Origin of the sequence: Zhouia spongiae, from assembly GCF_022760175.1 — a bacterium.
Classification (GTDB): domain Bacteria; phylum Bacteroidota; class Bacteroidia; order Flavobacteriales; family Flavobacteriaceae; genus Zhouia; species Zhouia spongiae.
Window position 1 is genome coordinate 3,404,660 of record NZ_CP094326.1, and the last position, 23,831, is coordinate 3,428,490.

The following is a 23,831-nucleotide window of genomic DNA, read 5'->3' on the forward strand; positions in this document are numbered from 1 at the left end:
TATTAATTGATTATAACCCAAGTTTGTTGTTTACAACGACTGAATATTTCATTTGTTTAAAGCAATGAATTAATCCTCTATTTTTTGTTTCATTATTAGAGAAACAATAACTCCAAAAACAGAAGAAACTATTAAAAAAATACCAGATGCTTTAAATAATTCGATAAATCCAAAATAAATAATTTTTTCAACTTTATTCAATTCTTCTCGTATAACATTTCGAGGTAGGTTATAATTCTCTAAATTGTCCAATGTAGATTCATAAATCCTCTCTTTTGCAATAATCCCTGCATCCAAATCGATAATATTAAATAAGGCGTATGTAAATAATAGATTCATTATCGTACCAATCAATACCGTTAAAATAAATATCACAAAGGCCTTTTCGAAAGAGATATATCCATTCAATGTTTTTTTCATACTGTTAATTGAAATAACTCCTAATACAATTGATCCTAACAACATAATTAACACACATGAGAGGTTATAATCAACCATTATTTTTATATCCAGATAATAAACTACCAAAAGGAGAATAATATTAAAAACCCCTAATAAAAAACCATTGATTGATACAATTTCTCTTTGTTTCATTTTTTGTTTCATTTTTTGTTTCACTTTTTGTTTCACTTTTTGTTTTAATTATGATGTAACCATTTCGAAATTTATTTAGACCAAAAAAATTCCGAATATTTACCCCATAACTTTGCACATATTTTATAATAAACACTGCTTATAATTAATCATATTTTTAATAAGCAACTGTACATAAATTTAACATCAATGATGATGATATAATTGCTCTTAAAAATGATTGATTTCTAAATCTAGAAGTTTTCTAATCTAAAATATCCATAGTTACTATTAATAACTATTAAATAGTTATACATTAAATTTAAAACGATGATAATACATTGTTTAAATGTGTAAATCACTAACCCAATATTAACTTTGATGGAAGATATTATTTTAAAAAAAAACACGGCTAACGCCACCTTAACTCACATGAATTAAGTTTAAGAACTGTCAAAATTTCAAATTTTTGACTTTGTAAAAAAAGTAAAAATAAATTTATTTTCCATGCTTTTAACATAAAAAATATTAAGAACTATAAACAATATTTTTGTTTAAAAATTAACGAATAATAGTATAATTAATAAACTAAAAACCAAATAACTGATTGATAGATCTTTAAATAAACTTCAGAGCTAGCAATGTTTATGAGCTTTTAAAGATTTACAATTCTGCAATATTATTTATTAACAAGCCCGTTATGGTTACTTTTTATTAATTAATTTAAGGGATTTTCTCTTTATTTATATTTCCTATAGTTCATAATATGAATACAAATGTGACTCATAAAAATCCGTATTCTAATAACAACTAGGTTTTATTTAGATAAACTTTAATTTATAGGTTATTATAACGGTAGGCTATATGATCCGTACATTTTATACATTTTTGTTTTATGACTGAAAAACACTATCAATTTAGTTGTTATTTAAAAGTGATATATTTTCTTGAAAAACTCTGGTAGCATCATCTAACAATGAATCCATTTGATTCATTGAATTATTGGAATTAATACTTTTTGAAAACGAAGCAATTGTTGGATATTTAAATAAGGTTACTACATTAAGTTCATATTGAAAAGCTTTATTAATTTTATTCATTAATTTTATAATTTTAAATGAATTTCCTCCTAGGGCAAAAAAGTTCGAGTTTATACCAATATTTTCTTTAGAAATTCCTAAAACATCACTCCAAATAATTACCAATTTCTCTTCAATTGAATTACTTGGAGCTACATAATCGTTTCCTAAGAGATTAGAAATATCGTCCGGATCTGGCAATGAATTTCTGTCAACCTTACCATTTTGAGATAATGGAAGTGCCTTTAATAAAACAAAATAGACAGGAATCATATGCTCAGGTAAAACACTTCTCAAGTACTCGATCAAATCACTTACCTCTACTGTATCTCCAACATAATAAGCAATTAAATTCTTCTCTCCAATCTTAATTTCTTTAAATACAACACAACAATTAACTATTCCCTTTATTCGCTGCAAAGTAAACTCTATTTCATCTAATTCTACACGATATCCTCGAATCTTAACCTGATTATCTTTTCTTCCAATAAACTCTATAGTTCCATCCGGTAACCACCTTCCTAAGTCTCCTGTTTTATATAAACGTTCACCCTCTCTATAAGGATTAATAATAAATTTTTCAGAGGTAAGCAATTTATTTTTCCAATATCCCCGTGCTAAACCATCTCCTCCTAAACAAATCTCTCCGACTATTCCTACAGACTGTAATCTATTGTTCTTATTTAAAATATAAGCCATACTATTCGATATTGGCCTTCCAATAGGAATACTTGACTTGGTAAAATCTTTATCTATGATTTTATGATTTGTAGAAAATGTAGTGTTCTCTGTTGGACCATAACCATTATATATTATCAAATCGGGATATTCACCATTCAACTTTTCTATATGGTACTTTGATAATTTTTCACCTCCGACAATAACAAATGATAATTCACTAAAAAGATTAATTTCTGTATCAATATAAGAATTTAACAACCCTGAAGTTAGCCACATTGTATTTACGGCTCTTCTAGAAATTAATTTTCTTAGTGATTCAATATCCATTAATTTAGCTTCTGGACATAAAAGCAGTTGACCACCATTCAACAAAGTTCCCCAATATTCAAATATAGTTGCATCAAAGGATACTGCTCCTGTGGACAATAATACAGTCGTTGTTTTTAAGTTAATCGATTTATTATTCTTAACTAATCGGAGAACACTTTTATGCTCCACCATAACTCCTTTGGGCTTGCCTGTTGAACCCGAGGTATATATAACATATGCCAGGTTATCTCCCTTAACTCCTGTTTCAATATTTGTTCTAGGAGCTTTGGCTATCTTTTCCCATTCAGAATCAAGATAAATAATCTCTGAATTTGTTTTTGGCAACTCTATTTGTTCTTGCGTTAAAACTATAGCACAATTCGTGTCTTTAAACATGTAAGAGATTCTCTCCTCTGGATAGGTCGGGTCAATAGGTACATAAGCGCCTCCTGCCTTTAGTATTCCTAACAATCCTACTATCATTTCCAATGAACGCTCTACACAAATACCTACTAAACTTTCCGCCTTTACGCCTTTACTCTGTAAATAATACGCTAGCTGATTTGACCTTTCATTTAACTCTCGGTAAGTCAAAGAATCACCTTCAAATACCACGGCCACATTATCTGGAGTCTTTTCTGACTGCTCCTCAAATAATTGATGAATACATTTTTCCTTAGGATAATCTACTTGGGTGTCATTCCAATCAAAAAGTAACTGTTGCCTTTCTGAAGAAGTCAACAACTCTATATCTTTTATCTGTCTCTGTGAATTTTCTATTAACTGTTCCACCAATACCTTAAAATGATTGGCCATCCTTTCTATTGTATCTGAATCAAACAAATCTGTGTTATATTCAATACCGCCATAAAGACCTTTTTCCGTTTCGGTAAAATCTAAGGTGATCTCAAACTTGGATATTGTAGATTCAATTCCTACAGACTCGACGTTCAATCCTGAAAATTTAAGTTCTCCCTCAGGATTGTTTTGTAAAACCATCATTACCTGAAATAATGGAGAATATGAAAGGTTGCGCTCAGGCTCTAACATATCAACTACTTTCTCAAATGGTAGATCCTGATTTTCATAGGCTTCTAAAGTTGTTTGTTTTACCCTGCCTAAGAATTCATTAAAAGACAATTCTGTATTTACATCACTCCTTAAGGCCAAGGTGTTAACAAATAAACCTATTAACCCCTCTACCTCTTCTCTGGTTCTGTTAGCTATGGGGCTGCCCACGCAAATATCAGATTCACCAGTGTATTTATGAAGTAATATTTTAAATATAGACAATAATGTCATAAACAAGGTTGCGTCATTCTCCCGACTTAACCGATTTAATTTATCTGTGACATCTTTATTTAAATGGATAGGTAACCTATCACCATTAAAGGTTTGTTCCTTGGGACGGGGTTTGTCCGTAGGTAGCTCTAGTATTGAAACACCTTCCAATTTGCCTTTCCAGTATTTAGACTGCTTTTGTAACAGTTCTCCTTCTAAATACTCTCTTTGCCATATGGAATAATCACCATATTGAATAGGTAACTCTTTTAATGGTGATGGACGACCACTAATAAAAGCTTCATAAAGCTGTGTAATCTCATTTATCAATATAGATAATGACCAACCATCTGATATTATATGATGTTTATTGATAAATAAAACAGACTCGTCCTTGTCTACAGAATAAATTTTAAAACGGATTAAACTATCATTTGCTAAATCAAACGTCTTTTGAGACTCTTCTTTTAATAAATCTAATATTTGTTTATTTGATTCCTCTTTTGATAAATGACTTAGATTTATTATTTCAACATGGCAAGTAGGGACTTCGTGAATAACTTGCTTTGGTTCGTCGTTTATAGTAACAAAGTTCGTGCGAAGTATCTCATGCCTGTTTACTATAGTAAATAAAACTTTTTCTAATACTTCTTTATTAAGTTCTCCCAGAAACCTTATTGCACCAGGCATATTATAACTGGAATTGTGATTATACTGATCCATAAACCATAAACGTTCCTGTGCATAGGATAATGGAATTTGCCCCTGCCATTTATTCAACACCCGAGGGTTAATTTGTTGACCATGATTTTTATTTGCAACTATTTGTCGGGAAAGCTCAAACACGGTTCTGCTTTCAAACATTACCTTTAAAGGAAGTTCATTGTTAAATTCAGTCCGTATTTTCGATATTATACGTGTTGCTTGCAATGAATGACCGCCTAATTCAAAAAAATCATCATGTACCCCTATTTTTTCTACTCCCAGTAACCCTTGCCATATGGACACCAATTTAAATTCTATTTCTGTCTTGGGAGCAACATATTCCTTGGTCATTTGAAGATTGCCTTGCAGATCTGGCAACGCTTTCTTATCAATCTTACCATTTGAGGTTAAAGGTATTGCTTCTAAGCTTACAAACAACGAAGGAACCATATAATCAGGTAAAGTCTTTGAGAGAGCATCTCTTAAATTATCGATCTTCAAACCTTGACTAGGCTCTACATCTTGGGAGGGAACCACATACCCCACCAATTGCTTATTCCCTGTGGCATCTTCCTTGGCCAATACAACACTCGAACTTACTTGATCTTGTTGGTTTAACACTGATTCAATCTCTCCCAACTCTATCCTAAAACCTCTGATTTTTACTTGGTCATCTAGTCTACCGATAAACTCAATGTTCCCATCTGGTAAATATCTAGCCAAATCTCCCGTCTTATAAAGTCTTGAATTTGGATCTTTACTAAATGGATCCTTTATGAATTTTTTACGCGTCAAATCAGGCTGATTCAAATAGCCTCGAGCAACCTGAATACCTGCTATACACAATTCCCCAGGAATTCCTACTGGGATGGGTTTTAAATATTGGTCTAATATATAAAGTTGTGTGTTTGCTACAGGCCTACCTATTGGAATATTTCTATGATTTACAACTTTTTCACATACATAACTAGAAACATCAATTGCAGCTTCTGTTGGTCCATATAAATTATGTAATGGAATATCAAAATTTCGATGAAATTTCTTAACCAATTCAAGTGGTAATACTTCTCCACTACACAAAATGTTTTTTAAACTTTTACACTGACTAAATTCTGGTGTATCTATCATTACTTGCAACAATGAAGGAACGAAGTGAAGTGTGGTTATGCTCTCTTTCCTAATAATCTCTATTAAATATTGAGTATCTTTATGACCATTAGGTTTTGCTATTACTAATTTACTTCCAACGATAATTGGCCAAAACAACTCCCAAACGGATACATCAAAACAATAGGTTGTCTTTTGTAATACAACATCACTTTTTTGGAGTTTATATACTTCTTGTGCCCAATTCAGTCGATTTACCAAACCATCATGTTGGTTCATAACTCCTTTGGGCTTGCCTGTTGAACCCGAGGTATATATAACATATGCCAGGTTATCTCCCTTAACTCCTGTTTCAATATTTGTTCTAGGAGCTTTGGCTATCTTTTCCCATTTAGAATCAAGATAAATAATCTCTGAATTTGTTTTTGGCAACTCTATTTGTTCTTGTGTTAAAACTATAGCACAATTCGTGTCTTTAAACATGTAAGAGATTCTCTCCTCTGGATAGGTCGGGTCAATAGGTACATAAGCGCCTCCTGCCTTTAGTATTCCTAACAATCCTACTATCATTTCCAATGAACGCTCTACACAAATACCTACTAAACTTTCCGCCTTTACGCCTTTACTCTGTAAATAATACGCTAGCTGATTTGACCTTTCATTTAACTCTCGGTAAGTCAAAGAATCACCTTCAAATACCACGGCCACATTATCTGGAGTCTTTTCTGACTGCTCCTCAAATAATTGATGAATACATTTTTCCTTAGGATAATCTACTTGGGTGTCATTCCAATCAAAAAGTAACTGTTGCCTTTCTGAAGAAGTCAACAACTCTATATCTTTTATCTGTCTCTGTGAATTTTCTATTAACTGTTCCACCAATACCTTAAAATGATTGGCCATCCTTTCTATTGTATCTGAATCAAACAAATCTGTGTTATATTCAATACCGCCATAAAGACCTTTTTCCGTTTCGGTAAAATCTAAGGTGATCTCAAACTTGGATATTGTAGATTCAATTCCTACAGACTCGACGTTCAATCCTGAAAATTTAAGTTCTCCCTCAGGATTGTTTTGTAAAACCATCATTACCTGAAATAATGGAGAATATGAAAGGTTGCGCTCAGGCTCTAACATATCAACTACTTTCTCAAATGGTAGATCCTGATTTTCATAGGCTTCTAAAGTTGTTTGTTTTACTTGCCTGAGTAAATCTACAAAAGTCATCTGATCATCCAAACTCGTTCTTAAAGCAAGTATATTTGCAAAAAAACCTAACAATGGCTCTAATTCTTTCCTAGTCCTGTTAGCTATAGGGCTGCCCACGCAAATATCAGATTCACCAGTGTATTTATGAAGTAATATTTTAAATATAGACAATAATGTCATAAACAAGGTTGCGTCATTCTCCCGACTTAACCGATTTAATTTATCTGTAACATCTTTATTTAAATGGATAGGTAACCTATCACCATTAAAGGTTTGTTCCTTGGGACGGGGTTTATCCGTAGGTAGCTCTAGTATTGAAACACCTTCCAATTTGCCTTTCCAGTATTTAGACTGCTTTTGTAGCAGTTCTCCTTCTAAATACTCTCTTTGCCATATGGAATAATCACCATATTGAATAGGTAACTCTTTTAATGGTGATGGACGACCACTAATAAAAGCTTCATAAAGCTGTGTAATCTCATTTATCAATATAGATAATGACCAACCATCTGATATTATATGATGTTTATTGATAAATAAAACAGACTCGTCCTTGTCTACAGAATAAATTTTAAAACGGATTAAACTATCATTTGCTAAATCAAACGTCTTTTGAGACTCTTCTTTTAATAAATCTAATATTTGTTTATTTGATTCCTCTTTTGATAAATGACTTAGATTTATTATTTCAACATGGCAAGTAGGGACTTCGTGAATAACTTGCTTTGGTTCGTCGTTTATAGTAACAAAGTTCGTGCGAAGTATCTCATGCCTGTTTACTATAGTAAATAAAACCTTTTCTAATACTTCTTTATTAAGTTCTCCTGAAAGTCTTATTGCTCCAGCCATATTATAACTGGAGTTGTGATTGTATTGATCCATAAACCACAAACGTTCCTGAGCATATGATAAGATCCTGTACTTCTTTTTAAAAAAAGAAATTATTTGTGTCTTATACTTTTTTATTTCTAACAGAACTTCTTCTGGAACAGAATCCCTATTTGTTTTTATTGATAATTTATCGTTCTTCACGATAAATTTAATTCCCTGATTATTGTACTTTTCTATAAGATTGGATATAGTGTTGATCATATTTATTTAAATATCAATTTCATTTAACATTTCATCTTGCAAATCCCCAACAACATTTTGTATAAAATTCTCTTCTTCATTTTTTTCAATTTGTATAATTTCCTTACTTACTTTGGCGGAATTTATAATTTGAGCAAGACTCTTTAAAGTATTTACCTTAAACAAAGTTTTTATTTCTAATTCAATATTAAATTGAAGCCTGATAATTGAGATTACTTGCATTACATGTAATGAATGACCTCCCAATTCAAAAAAGTTATCATGTAACCCTATTTCTTCAACTCCTAATACTTGATGCCATATTTGAGCTACTCTATATTCCGTTTCAGAATACTCCTCTTCTTTTATTTTTACATTACTTACATTCTCTGCTTTCCTGTTGATTTCTGTTAAAAGGTTCGTGTTTTCAGAAAGTAGTTCATTTAAATCTTGTCTGGAAAGTAGAATGTTATGTATGGTTTTGGCTTGTAACAAGACATCTAAAACAGCTGGAAATTGGTGGCTCTTTATTGAGTTAGAAGATTTCTCTGTCGAAGAACTATTCTCCTTAATAAAATCCACTGCCATTCCTGTATCTGATATCTGATTCAAGTTAACTGCTAGTATACAGTTTATATTGGTATGACTCCTATAACTTAGTTCATCTAAATACATGTTTGCTGCTGTGTATTCCATCTGACCTAATGAAGGCATGACACTTGACAAAGATGAACAGCTAACCAAATAATTTATTTTAATTGATTCAGCCAGGTTAAGTAAATGCTCTACCCCAAGTACTTTTGGCCGAACCACTTGAACTATATCTTTATTTGTTTTATCATTTATTGCACTTTTAGCAGCAACTCCCGCTGAGTGAAGAACCATCTCAATAGTATTTATACCATTGTTCTCCAATATTTTTTCTATACTACCTACGGCATCTATCAAACCAATGTCTATTGATTCATATATAATTTTATGCCCAGTCTCTATCAGATTATTCAATCGAGTTTTATACTCCTCTTTTAAGTTTGATTTCTTTGTTCGACCTAAAAGAATAATCGTACATTTTTCCTCTTTTTGTGTTAAGTAATTTGCATAAGCATAGCCTACTCCGCCAAGGCCCTCAGTGATCATAAATACTGGATTATTGGATCGGCTACTTTTTTTATCTAAAAAATTCTCTTTGGAAAAAGCTACTTGCTGGTACTTTGGAATCCACTTATATTTACCTCTTACAGCTATGATCTCTTTTTCTTTATTTCCCAATATGGTTGAGATTAAAGCTTCATTATAGACCAAACCTATTGATGATAAATCAACATGATATGCTGTGGTATCCATTGAAAAATACTCAAACGGTATAGATTTTGTTACTCCTGAGACAATTGAAGGCTTTTCCTCTAAAACTTCATTACCTATTACTTCATAGTTGTCATATGTAACTGAAATAAATTTAGGAATCCTATTATGAGTTTTTAATGCCCAATCAAATGTATTTCTAATGGCTAATATATCTAAACAAGGGTTATCAATATCTACGGTTGATGAAATGTAGATAACAAGATCTAATGGCTTATTACGTGTTTTTTCATTCAATACTTTATCTATATGAGATGCATCACCCATATCAAACCTAAGGTCTGATATTATTTTATTGCTTTGCTGATCAACCACATAGTCTATGTGATCACAATATTTTTTTAAATTATTAATTAAATCTAAAACATTACTCTTGTTTCTATCCTTTTCGTTTACCAGTATTAATATATTCTTATGCCTTAAATCTTCTACTCCTCCAATTGTTGATGGTATATCAACTCTTTCCCATGAGCGTTTATAATATATTTCTTCAATCGAATTGTACTTCTTAACAACCTGAGGACTCCCCATTTCCAACCAGCATGTCTTATTATTAAACTGATAAGTAGGCAAACTTGTAAGCTTGTTTGCATGTTTAAATAGTTTTAAATCGTTGGGTTTCTCTACAATCCCTAAGGTCCAAAACTTTGCTAATATATCCTCCTTGTTATTAAGCTTTTTAATGGTTTGAGTATTTTCCTTTTTTGACGGTAGTAAATGTACCGTATGAATTGTTTTCTTTGAATTATTCCTTTTGTATTTGTCTACAAAAGAACTAAGCCCTTTCCCTAAACCAACCTCTATGAAATTAACTTTATTATTAAAATACTCCGATAGACTATGAATACCTTTCGAAAATTGAACAGCATTTCGAAGTTGATCACTCCAATAACTTACTTTACTAACTTCTTCTTTGGCTATCTCTCCATTTAGGTTAGTAGCAAAATACTTTGTGGGTGTATTTAATTCAATAGTATCAAATACCCTTTCAAATTTAATTGATGCTTCCTCCATCATTCTTGAATGATAGGCATGAGAGGTGTTTAACACAACCGATGAAATAGAGTGTTCATCTAAAAATAATTTAAGCGTGTTAATATTAGTGTCACTACCCGTGACTACTATATCTTCTATTGAATTAATCGCTGCAATTTCACACTCATGAGTCTCTACAATGGTACGAATAGATTCTTCCTGAGTATTTACAGCCAACATGCTTCCTAATTCCATAGACTGCATTAACTCGCCTCTAGCTATTACAACCTTTATTGCGTCTTCTAAGCTAAATACACCTGATAAGGTCGCTGCAACATACTCACCCAGACTATGTCCTATATAACCATCTGCCCGAATACCTAGTTTTTCAATATACTCAGCAAATGCATACTCTATAATAAATATTGATATCTGTGCCCATCTAGTTTCATTTATATCATATTGTTCATTCCCCAATTCAGGATACATGACATCATAAAGGTCTACCTCTAAATGTTCATTTGCTAGAGCTATTAACTTATCTATGCTCGCTTTAAAATATGGATCGTTATCATACAGTTCCTTTCCCATACAAGGATATTGTGATCCTTGTCCAGGAAACATAAATACTATTTTATTTTTTTGCTCTGTATTTATCCGTTTAGTTGAGCCGTATTGCTGTAAATTGTTAAGTAACTCTTTGATATCTTTTCCACAATAAGCACTTCTATAATTATAATGCTCTCGCTTTTCTTGTAAAGTAAATGCTAAATCTTCAATTCTTAAATCTTCATGTGCCTCTCCTAATAACTTTATCAATTCTTGTTTATAAAACTCTAGAGACTCCTTGCTTTTGGCTGAAATTGGAACAACATAATTTACAAATTCATTATCCCCCTTCTTTGAAGGTAGATTAGTTGTTTTACTTTCCGATTCACTTTTGATACCTGGAAGATAATCCCCTATAACAACATGGGCATTGGTCCCACCTATACCAAACGAACTTACACCGATAATTCGTTGATCATAAAGACTTGATCCCCAAGACCTATTCTGTTTTACTATCTCGAAATTTGTTTGATCTAGGTTTAATTTAGGATTGGGTACATTAAAATTCGGCTGACCAGGGATAATATCATTCTGTAACATCAAACAAGCCTTTATAAGTCCTGCTGTTCCTGCTGCTGCATCAGCATGACCTATATTTGCCTTAACCGCACCTAATACTGTTTTATGCCCTGGCTTACTACCTCTCTCTTTTAAACTATTAAATTCAAATGCCTCCTTTAACGCTTGCACCTCTATTGGATCTCCCAAATTAGTGGCTGTCCCATGACACTCTACATATCCAATTTGATCCGAAGATACTCCTGCCATTCTTTGAGCATTTATAATACATTCTGCTTGACCCGTTATCGATGGAGCCGTATAGTCCGTTTTGCGATCACCATCATTATTACTTGCATAACCCTTAATAACACCTATTATGTTATCTTCATCTTTAATTGCATCTTCTAAACGCTTTAGCAACACGACTCCTACTCCTGAACCTCCAATAGTACCTGATGCTGTTTCGTCAAATGTCCTACAATGACCATCCTTTGACGAAATCATTCCCTCTTGATAGGTATATCCGATTTGATTGGGGTGAGCCAACGAAACCCCTCCTGCTAAAGCCATCTCACATGTCCCTAACCGTAAATAATTACACGCTTCTACTACCGATACCAATCCAGTAGAACATGCAGTGTTTATTGAATTTGATGGACCGGATAAACCCAACATATATGATGTTTTAGTAGCCAAGGCATCCTTGCTGTTGGCATTTGAAGCTTCCCATAAATTAATGTGAGAGGCCATTTCCCCATTCAATATATTATTATACAAATAGCTACTATTACCACTTCCTGCAAATACACCTATATTAGCTTCTTTTCGTAAGTCAATATATCCCGATGACTCCAACACAAACCAACAATGCTCTATAAATTTACGTATTTGAGGATCTATCAATTTTGCCTCATTAGGTGAAATATCCCAAAACAAGGGATCAAATTGATCTATATCTTTAACATGTCCTGACACTGGTATATAGTCAGGGTCTTCAAACAATAAAAGATCCGATCCTAACTTCTCACATTCTTCCCGACTATAAGAACGAACGCCTTCATCCTGATTTTTAATCAAATCCCAAAACTCAGTAACATTATCCACTCCACTGAAAGCTCCTGACATCCCTATTATAGCTACCTCATGACTATCTGTTTGAATATTCCTTTGAAGCTTATATTCTGTTAATCTTTCCGGATTGACACTCTCAACTAGCCTTTTAATAGTATGGTGTTTAAATAAATCAGAAACTTGAATATTCTCAAATTCATCTAATTGATTTAGCTTTTGTTGAAGCTTAACACTTAATAATGAGTTCCCTCCTAATTCAAAAAAACTCTTATTTATACTAATTACACTTTTATTTACCCCTAATACATCTGACCATAGCTCTACAATACGATCCTCAAGATCATTTGATGGTGCTATATAATCTTCTTCAGCTTTAACTCTAGGATCCGGTAAAGCTCTCTTATCAATCTTACCATTTGAGGTTAAAGGCATGGCCTCTAAGCTTACAAACAACGAAGGAACCATATAATCAGGTAAAGTCTTTGATAGTGCTTCTCTTAGTTTCTCGATCTTCAAACCTTGACTAGCATCCACATCTTGGGAAGGAACCACATACCCCACCAATTGCTTATTTCCTGTGGCATCTTCCTTGGCCAATACCACACCCGAACTTACTTGATCTTGTTGGTTTAACACTGATTCAATCTCTCCCAACTCTATCCTAAAACCTCTGATTTTTACTTGGTCATCTAGTCTACCGATAAACTCAATATTCCCATCTGGTAAATATCTAGCCAAATCTCCCGTCTTATAAAGTCTTGAATTTGGATCTTTACTAAATGGATCCTTTATGAATTTTTTACGCGTCAAATCAGGCTGATTCAAATAGCCTCGAGCTAATCCATTTCCCGAAATACATAACTCTCCAACAACTCCGATCGGAACAGGCTTTTGGGTTTTATCAAGAATGTAGACCTTTGTGTTCTCTATTGGCTGGCCTATAGTTTCACATCCATCAAGTGTTCTTAATGAATATGTTGTATAGGTTGTATCTTCTGATGGCCCATATAAATCATAAACTTTAATATTTCCTCCCTGCTCGTATAACTCATTAACTATCTTCTTACTCAAATATTCACCTGCTAAATTTATTGTTTTTACTGTCGAAGGTATCTCTTTTTGATCAAGAAGATATTTAATTCCTGAAGGAACAGTATTTATAAAAGTTATTTTTTGTTTATTAATTGATTCTGTTACGGATAATATATTCTTCTCAAGAATTATGCTACAACCTATACTTAATGGTAAATAAAGTTCAAAAATTGATAAATCAAAAGCTATAGAAGTCGAGGCTAATGTGCCTGCCAATTCCTGTTTGGAGTACAATTTCTGAGCCCATTTTAGTAATGAAAATGTATTCCTATGCTCTACCATAACTCCTTTGGGATTGCCTGTTGAACCCGAGGTATATATAACATATGCCAGGTTATCTCCCTTAACTCCTGTTTCAATATTTGTTCTAGGAGCTTTGGCTATCTTTTCCCATTCAGAATCAAGATAAATAATCTCTGAATTTGTTTTTGGCAACTCTATTTGTTCTTGTGTTAAAACTATAGCACAATTCGTGTCTTTAAACATGTAAGAGATTCTCTCCTCTGGATAGGTCGGGTCAATAGGTACATAAGCGCCTCCTGCCTTTAGTATTCCTAACAATCCTACTATCATTTCCAATGAACGCTCTACACAAATACCTACTAAACTTTCCGCCTTTACGCCTTTACTCTGTAAATAATACGCTAGCTGATTTGACCTTTCATTTAACTCTCGGTAAGTCAAAGAATCACCTTCAAATACCACGGCCACATTATCTGGAGTCTTTTCTGACTGCTCCTCAAATAATTGATGAATACATTTTTCCTTAGGATAATCTACTTGGGTGTCATTCCAATCAAAAAGTAACTGTTGCCTTTCTGAAGAAGTCAACAACTCTATATCTTTTATCTGTCTCTGTGAATTTTCTATTAACTGTTCCACCAATACCTTAAAATGATTGGCCATCCTTTCTATTGTATCTGAATCAAACAAATCTGTGTTATATTCAATACCGCCATAAAGACCTTTTTCCGTTTCGGTAAAATCTAAGGTGATCTCAAACTTGGATATTGTAGATTCAATTCCTACAGACTCGACGTTCAATCCTGAAAATTTAAGTTCTCCCTCAGGATTGTTTTGTAAAACCATCATTACCTGAAATAATGGAGAATATGAAAGGTTGCGCTCAGGCTCTAACATATCAACTACTTTCTCAAATGGTAGATCCTGATTTTCATAGGCTTCTAAAGTTGTTTGTTTTACCCTGCCTAAGAATTCATTAAAAGACAATTCTGTATTTACATCACTCCTTAAGGCCAAGGTGTTAACAAATAAACCTATTAACCCCTCTACCTCTTCTCTGGTTCTGTTAGCTATGGGGCTGCCCACGCAAATATCAGATTCACCAGTGTATTTATGAAGTAATATTTTAAATATAGACAATAATGTCATAAACAAGGTTGCGTCATTCTCCCGACTTAACCGATTTAATTTATCTGTGACATCTTTATTTAAATGGATAGGTAACCTATCACCATTAAAGGTTTGTTCCTTGGGACGGGGTTTATCCGTAGGTAGCTCTAGTATTGAAACACCTTCCAATTTGCCTTTCCAGTATTTAGACTGCTTTTGTAACAGTTCTCCTTCTAAATACTCTCTTTGCCATATGGAATAATCACCATATTGAATAGGTAACTCTTTTAATGGTGATGGACGACCACTAATAAAAGCTTCATAAAGCTGTGTAATCTCATTTATCAGTATAGAGGCGGACCAAGCATCTGATATTATATGATGTTTATTGATAAATAAAACAGACTCGTCCTTGTCTACAGAATAAATTTTAAAACGGATTAAACTATCATTTGCTAAATCAAACGTCTTTTGAGACTCTTCTTTTAATAAATCTAATATTTGTTTATTTGATTCCTCTTTTGATAAATGACTTAGATTTATTATTTCAACATGGCAAGTAGGGACTTCGTGAATAACTTGCTTTGGTTCGTCGTTTATAGTAACAAAGTTCGTGCGAAGTATCTCATGCCTGTTTACTATAGTAAATAAAACTTTTTCTAATACTTCTTTATTAAGTTCTCCCAGAAACCTTATTGCACCAGGCATATTATAACTGGAATTGTGATTATATTGATCCATAAACCACAAACGTTCCTGTGCATAAGATAATGGAATATAACCACCTCTATGAGCAATATTAATTTTACTACTCCCTACAACATTTTGTTGGAGAATTCTTATTATTTGAGCTTTATTCTCTTTTAAATTAAGCAAAATTTCATCTGTAATTAGTTTTTCCTCATCAAAAATATGTAGCTTACCATCTGAGGTATAAACCTCTATTTTTTGAATTTGAAGATCCGACAAGTATTTAACTAATTCAATATCACTAAATTTCATATAACTTTCCCTTATTTACTTGAATAAACAAATCAACATTTTTATTTTTCACAATAACACCAATATAGTCAGAAACCTCACTTATTGTTGATAATTCATACAATAATTTTAAAGGGAGTTCATTATTAAATTCGGTTCTTATTTTTGAGATTACTTGCATTACATGTAATGAATGACCTCCCAATTCAAAAAAGTTATCATGTAACCCTATTTCTTCAACTCCTAATACTTGATGCCATATTTGAGCTACTCTATATTCCGTTTCAGAATACTCCTCTTCTTTTATTTTTACATTACTTACATTCTCTGCTTTCCTGTTGATTTCTGTTAAAAGGTTCGTGTTTTCAGAAAGTAGTTCATTTAAATCTTGTCTGGAAAGTAGAATGTTATGTATGGTTTTGGCTTGTAACAAGACATCTAAAACAGCTGGAAATTGGTGGCTCTTTATTGAGTTAGAAGATTTCTCTGTCGAAGAACTATTCTCCTTAATAAAATCCACTGCCATTCCTGTATCTGATATCTGATTCAAGTTAACTGCTAGTATACAGTTTATATTGGTATGACTCCTATAACTTAGTTCATCTAAATACATGTTTGCTGCTGTGTATTCCATCTGACCTAATGAAGGCATGACACTTGACAAAGATGAACAGCTAACCAAATAATTTATTTTAATTGATTCAGCCAGGTTAAGTAAATGCTCTACCCCAAGTACTTTTGGCCGAACCACTTGAACTATATCTTTATTTGTTTTATCATTTATTGCACTTTTAGCAGCAACTCCCGCTGAGTGAAGAACCATCTCAATAGTATTTATACCATTGTTCTCCAATATTTTTTCTATACTACCTACGGCATCTATCAAACCAATGTCTATTGATTCATATATAATTTTATGCCCAGTCTCTATCAGATTATTCAATCGAGTTTTATACTCCTCTTTTAAGTTTGATTTCTTTGTTCGACCTAAAAGAATAATCGTACATTTTTCCTCTTTTTGTGTTAAGTAATTTGCATAAGCATAGCCTACTCCGCCAAGGCCCCCAGTGATCATAAATACTGGATTATTGGATCGGCTACTTTTTTTATCTAAAAAATTCTCTTTGGAAAAAGCTACTTGCTGGTACTTTGGAATCCACTTATATTTACCTCTTACAGCTATGATCTCTTTTTCTTTATTTCCCAATATGGTTGAGATTAAAGCTTCATTATAGACCAAACCTATTGATGATAAATCAACATGATATGCTGTGGTATCCATTGAAAAATACTCAAACGGTATAGATTTTGTTACTCCTGAGACAATTGAAGGCTTTTCCTCTAAAACTTCATTACCTATTACTTCATAGTTGTCATATGTAACTGAAATAAATTTAGGAATCCTATTATGAGTTTTTAATGCCCAATCAAATGTATTTCTAATGGCTAATATATCTAAACAAGGGTTATCAATATCTACGGTTGATGAAATGTAGATAACAAGATCTAATGGCTTATTACGTGTTTTTTCATTCAATACTTTATCTATATGAGATGCATCACCCATATCAAACCTAAGGTCTGATATTATTTTATTGCTTTGCTGATCAACCACATAGTCTATGTGATCACAATATTTTTTTAAATTATTAATTAAATCTAAAACATTACTCTTGTTTCTATCCTTTTCGTTTACCAGTATTAATATATTCTTATGCCTTAAATCTTCTACTCCTCCAATTGTTGATGGTATCTTTATTCTTTCCCATGAACGTTCATAATATATTTCTTCAATCGAATTGTACTTCTTAACAACCTGAGGACTCCCCATTTCCAACCAGCATGTCTTATTATTAAACTGATAAGTAGGCAAACTTGTAAGCTTGTTTGCATGTTTAAATAGTTTTAAATCGTTGGGTTTCTCTACAATCCCTAAGGTCCAAAACTTTGCTAATATATCCTCCTTGTTATTAAGCTTTTTAATGGTTTGAGTATTTTCCTTTTTTGACGGTAGTAAATGTACCGTATGAATTGTTTTCTTTGAATTATTCCTTTTGTATTTGTCTACAAAAGAACTAAGCCCTTTCCCTAAACCAACCTCTATGAAATTAACTTTATTATTAAAATACTCCGATAGACTATGAATACCTTTCGAAAATTGAACAGCATTTCGAAGTTGATCACTCCAATAACTTACTTTACTAACTTCTTCTTTGGCTATCTCTCCATTTAGGTTAGTAGCAAAATACTTTGTGGGTGTATTTAATTCAATAGTATCAAATACCCTTTCAAATTTAATTGATGCTTCCTCCATCATTCTTGAATGATAGGCATGAGAGGTGTTTAACACAACCGATGAAATAGAGTGTTCATCTAAAAATAATTTAAGCGTGTTAATATTAGTGTCACTACCCGTGACTACTATATCTTCTATTGAATTAATCGCTGCAATTTCACACTCATGAGTCTCTACAATGGTACGAATAGATTCTTCCTGAGTATTTACAGCCAACATGCTTCCTAATTCCATAGACTGCATTAACTCGCCTCTAGCTATTACAACCTTTATTGCGTCTTCTAAGCTAAATACACCTGATAAGGTCGCTGCAACATACTCACCCAGACTATGTCCTATATAACCATCTGCCCGAATACCTAGTTTTTCAATATACTCAGCAAATGCATACTCTATAATAAATATTGATATCTGTGCCCATCTAGTTTCATTTATATCATATTGTTCATTCCCCAATTCAGGATACATGACATCATAAAGGTCTACCTCTAAATGTTCATTTGCTAGAGCTATTAACTTATCTATGCTCGCTTTAAAATATGGATCGTTATCATACAGTTCCTTTCCCATACAAGGATATTGTGATCCTTGTCCAGGAAACATAAATACTATTTTATTTTTTTGCTCTGTATTTATCCGTTTAGTTGAGCCGTATTGCTGTAAATTGTTAAGTAACTCTTTGATATCTTTTCCACAATAAGCACTTCTATAATTATAATGCTCTCGCTTTTCTTGTAAAGTAAATGCTAAATCTTCAATTCTTAAATCTTCATGTGCCTCTCCTAATAACTTTATCAATTCTTGTTTATAAAACTCTAGAGACTCCTTGCTTTTGGCTGAAATTGGAACAACATAATTTACAAATTCATTATCCCCCTTCTTTGAAGGTAGATTAGTTGTTTTACTTTCCGATTCACTTTTGATACCTGGAAGATAATCCCCTATAACAACATGGGCATTGGTCCCACCTATACCAAACGAACTTACACCGATAATTCGTTGATCATAAAGACTTGATCCCCAAGACCTATTCTGTTTTACTATCTCGAAATTTGTTTGATCTAGGTTTAATTTAGGATTGGGTACATTAAAATTCGGCTGACCAGGGATAATATCATTCTGTAACATCAAACAAGCCTTTATAAGTCCTGCTGTTCCTGCTGCTGCATCAGCATGACCTATATTTGCCTTAACCGCACCTAATACTGTTTTATGCCCTGGCTTACTACCTCTCTCTTTTAAACTATTAAATTCAAATGCCTCCTTTAACGCTTGCACCTCTATTGGATCTCCCAAATTAGTGGCTGTCCCATGACACTCTACATATCCAATTTGATCCGAAGATACTCCTGCCATTCTTTGAGCATTTATAATACATTCTGCTTGACCCGTTATCGATGGAGCCGTATAGTCCGTTTTGCGATCACCATCATTATTACTTGCATAACCCTTAATAACACCTATTATGTTATCTTCATCTTTAATTGCATCTTCTAAACGCTTTAGCAACACGACTCCTACTCCTGAACCTCCAATAGTACCTGATGCTGTTTCGTCAAATGTCCTACAATGACCATCCTTTGACGAAATCATTCCCTCTTGATAGGTATATCCGATTTGATTGGGGTGAGCCAACGAAACCCCTCCTGCTAAAGCCATCTCACATGTCCCTAACTGTAAACTTTTACACGCTTCTACTACCGATACCAATCCAGTAGAACATGCAGTGTTTATTGAATTTGATGGACCGGATAAACCCAACATATATGATGTTTTAGTAGCCAAGGCATCCTTGCTGTTGGCATTTGAAGCTTCCCATAAATTAATGTGAGAGGCCATTTCCCCATTCAATATATTATTATACAAATAGCTACTATTACCACTTCCTGCAAATACACCTATATTAGCTTCTTTTCGTAAGTCAATATATCCCGATGACTCCAACACAAACCAACAATGCTCTATAAATTTACGTATTTGAGGATCTATCAATTTTGCCTCATTAGGTGAAATATCCCAAAACAAGGGATCAAATTGATCTATATCTTTAACATGTCCTGACACTGGTATATAGTCAGGGTCTTCAAACAATAAAAGATCCGATCCTAACTTCTCACATTCTTCCCGACTATAAGAACGAACGCCTTCATCCTGATTTTTAATCAAATCCCAAAACTCAGTAACATTATCCACTCCACTGAAAGCTCCTGACATCCCTATTATAGCTACCTCATGACTATCTGTTTGAATATTCCTTTGAAGCTTATATTCTGTTAATCTTTCCGGATTGACACTCTCAACTAGCCTTTTAATAGTATGGTGTTTAAATAAATCAGAAACTTGAATATTCTCAAATTCATCTAATTGATTTAGCTTTTGTTGAAGCTTAACACTTAATAATGAGTTCCCTCCTAATTCAAAAAAACTCTTATTTATACTAATTACACTTTTATTTACCCCTAATACATCTGACCATAGCTCTACAATACGATCCTCAAGATCATTTGATGGTGCTATATAATCTTCTTCAGCTTTAACTCTAGGATCCGGTAAAGCTCTCTTATCAATCTTACCATTTGAGGTTAAAGGCATAGCCTCTAAGCTTACAAACAACGAAGGAACCATATAATCAGGTAAAGTCTTTGATAGTGCTTCTCTTAGTTTCTCGATCTTCAAACCTTGACTAGCATCCACATCTTGGGAAGGAACCACATACCCCACCAATTGCTTATTTCCTGTGGCATCTTCCTTGGCCAATACCACACCCAAACTTACTTGATCTTGTTGGTTTAACACTGATTCAATCTCTCCCAACTCTATCCTAAAACCTCTGATTTTTACTTGGTCATCTAGTCTACCGATAAACTCAATATTCCCATCTGGTAAATATCTAGCCAAATCTCCCGTCTTATAAAGTCTTGAATTTGGATCTTTACTAAATGGATCCTTTATGAATTTTTTACGCGTCAAATCAGGCTGATTCAAATAGCCTCGAGCTAATCCATTTCCCGAAATACATAACTCTCCAACAACTCCGATCGGAACAGACTTTTGGGTTTTATCAAGAATGTAGACTCGAACATTAGAAATAGGCGTACCGATTAAAGAAGATAATTTAGAATCATTTATTTCATATGAGGTCGAAACTACTGTGTTCTCGGTAGGTCCATAATTATTTATCAATTTAAAACTAAACTTATCTATATTTAAACCCTTCGTTTTAAATCTATCTCCTCCTATCAACAAATAAGTAAGACTTGTATTTTCTATCCAACTTTGACTTAATATCGTTTCAGCTATAGCTGTAGGCATAAAACAATGACTAACGTCATTTGCATCTAAAAAATTTAATACTTTTTTTGTGTCCAAAAGAGATTCCTTCTTTACAATGTAAAGAGATGCTCCACATGTTAAATATGGCCAAATTTCCCAAATACTCGCATCAAAAGCTATATTTGCCAACTGTGTTGAGTTTGATTTTTCAGAGACTTTAAATTTACTAGTATGCCATTGAATCAAATTCTGGACACTCTCATGCTCCACCATAACTCCTTTGGGATTGCCTGTTGAACCCGAGGTATATATAACATATGCCAGGTTATTTCCCTTAACTCCTGTTTCAATATTTGTTCTAGGAGCTTTGGCTATCTTTTCCCATTCAGAATCAAGATAAATAATCTCTGAATTTGTTTTTGGCAACTCTATTTGTTCTTGTGTTAAAACTATAGCACAATTCGTGTCTTTAAACATGTAAGAGATTCTCTCCTCTGGATAGGTCGGGTCAATAGGTACATAAGCGCCTCCTGCCTTTAGTATTCCTAACAATCCTACTATCATTTCCAATGAACGCTCTACACAAATACCTACTAAACTTTCCGCCTTTACGCCTTTACTCTGTAAATAATACGCTAGCTGATTTGACCTTTCATTTAACTCTCGGTAAGTCAAAGAATCACCTTCAAATACCACGGCCACATTATCTGGAGTCTTTTCTGACTGCTCCTCAAATAATTGATGAATACATTTTTCCTTAGGATAATCTACTTGGGTGTCATTCCAATCAAAAAGTAACTGTTGCCTTTCTGAAGAAGTCAACAACTCTATATCTTTTATCTGTCTCTGTGAATTTTCTATTAACTGTTCCACCAATACCTTAAAATGATTGGCCATCCTTTCTATTGTATCTGAATCAAACAAATCTGTGTTATATTCAATACCGCCATAAAGACCTTTTTCCGTTTCGGTAAAATCTAAGGTGATCTCAAACTTGGATATTGTAGATTCAATTCCTACAGACTCGACGTTCAATCCTGAAAATTTAAGTTCTCCCTCAGGATTGTTTTGTAAAACCATCATTACCTGAAATAATGGAGAATATGAAAGGTTGCGCTCAGGCTCTAACATATCAACTACTTTCTCAAATGGTAGATCCTGATTTTCATAGGCTTCTAAAGTTGTTTGTTTTACCCTGCCTAAGAATTCATTAAAAGACAATTCTGTATTTACATCACTCCTTAAGGCCAAGGTGTTAACAAATAAACCTATTAACCCCTCTACCTCTTCTCTGGTTCTGTTAGCTATGGGGCTGCCCACGCAAATATCAGATTCACCAGTGTATTTATGAAGTAATATTTTAAATATAGACAATAATGTCATAAACAAGGTTGCGTCATTCTCCCGACTTAACCGATTTAATTTATCTGTGACATCTTTATTTAAATGGATAGGTAACCTATCACCATTAAAGGTTTGTTCCTTGGGACGGGGTTTATCCGTAGGTAGCTCTAGTATTGAAACACCTTCCAATTTGCCTTTCCAGTATTTAGACTGCTTTTGTAACAGTTCTCCTTCTAAATACTCTCTTTGCCATATGGAATAATCACCATATTGAATAGGTAACTCTTTTAATGGTGATGGACGACCACTAATAAAAGCTTCATAAAGCTGTGTAATCTCATTTATCAATATAGATAATGACCAACCATCTGATATTATATGATGTTTATTGATAAATAAAACAGACTCGTCCTTGTCTACAGAATAAATTTTAAAACGGATTAAACTATCATTTGCTAAATCAAACGTCTTTTGAGACTCTTCTTTTAATAAATCTAATATTTGTTTATTTGATTCCTCTTTTGATAAATGACTTAGATTTATTATTTCAACATGGCAAGTAGGGACTTCGTGAATAACTTGCTTTGGTTCGTCGTTTATAGTAACAAAGTTCGTGCGAAGTATCTCATGCCTGTTTACTATAGTAAATAAAACCTTTTCTAATACTTCTTTATTAAGTTCTCCTGAAAGTCTTATTGCTCCAGCCATATTATAACTGGAGTTGTGATTATATTGATCCATAAACCACAAACGTTCCTGTGCATAGGAGATAGGATAAAATTTATTTTTCAAATACGAAATAATCATCTCTTCATTTGCTTTAATCTCCTTGATCAATTCTTCTGAAATAGAATCCTTTTTTTCTATTCTAGCTTTTAATTTATCTCCTTTAAGAAATAAAAAAATTCCCTTATCGTTTAAAGTCTTAATAAATTTAACAACGTCCATCACAAATCAAC

Annotated in this window: 4 protein-coding genes; all 4 read right to left on the bottom strand. The window is 33.1% G+C overall.

Annotated features, from left to right (window positions below):
• Window positions 1–69: 69 nt before the first annotated feature.
• The 4 genes from MQE36_RS14625 to MQE36_RS14640 all read right to left on the bottom strand — a co-directional run bounded on the left by MQE36_RS14625 (window position 70) and on the right by MQE36_RS14640 (window position 23,820).
• Window positions 70–594, bottom strand: a complete 525-nt coding sequence (locus tag MQE36_RS14625) for a DUF4199 domain-containing protein (RefSeq protein WP_242936714.1) — start codon at window positions 592–594, stop codon at window positions 70–72.
• An 896-nt stretch (window positions 595–1,490) separates the two neighbouring features.
• Complete coding sequence (locus MQE36_RS14630; RefSeq protein ID WP_242936715.1) at window positions 1,491–8,036, bottom strand: non-ribosomal peptide synthetase; 6,546 nt, start codon at window positions 8,034–8,036, stop codon at window positions 1,491–1,493.
• Between the two features lie 6 nt (window positions 8,037–8,042).
• On the bottom strand, window positions 8,043–15,980 hold the full coding sequence (locus tag MQE36_RS14635; RefSeq protein ID WP_242936716.1) for a non-ribosomal peptide synthetase/type I polyketide synthase: 7,938 nt from the start codon (window positions 15,978–15,980) through the stop codon (window positions 8,043–8,045).
• Window positions 15,970–23,820 carry a non-ribosomal peptide synthetase/type I polyketide synthase gene (locus MQE36_RS14640; protein ID WP_242936717.1) on the bottom strand — a complete coding sequence of 2,617 codons (7,851 nt, stop codon included), beginning with the start codon at window positions 23,818–23,820 and terminating at the stop codon, window positions 15,970–15,972. Before MQE36_RS14640 ends, MQE36_RS14635 begins: the two co-directional genes overlap by 11 nt.
• Window positions 23,821–23,831 lie beyond the last annotated feature (11 nt).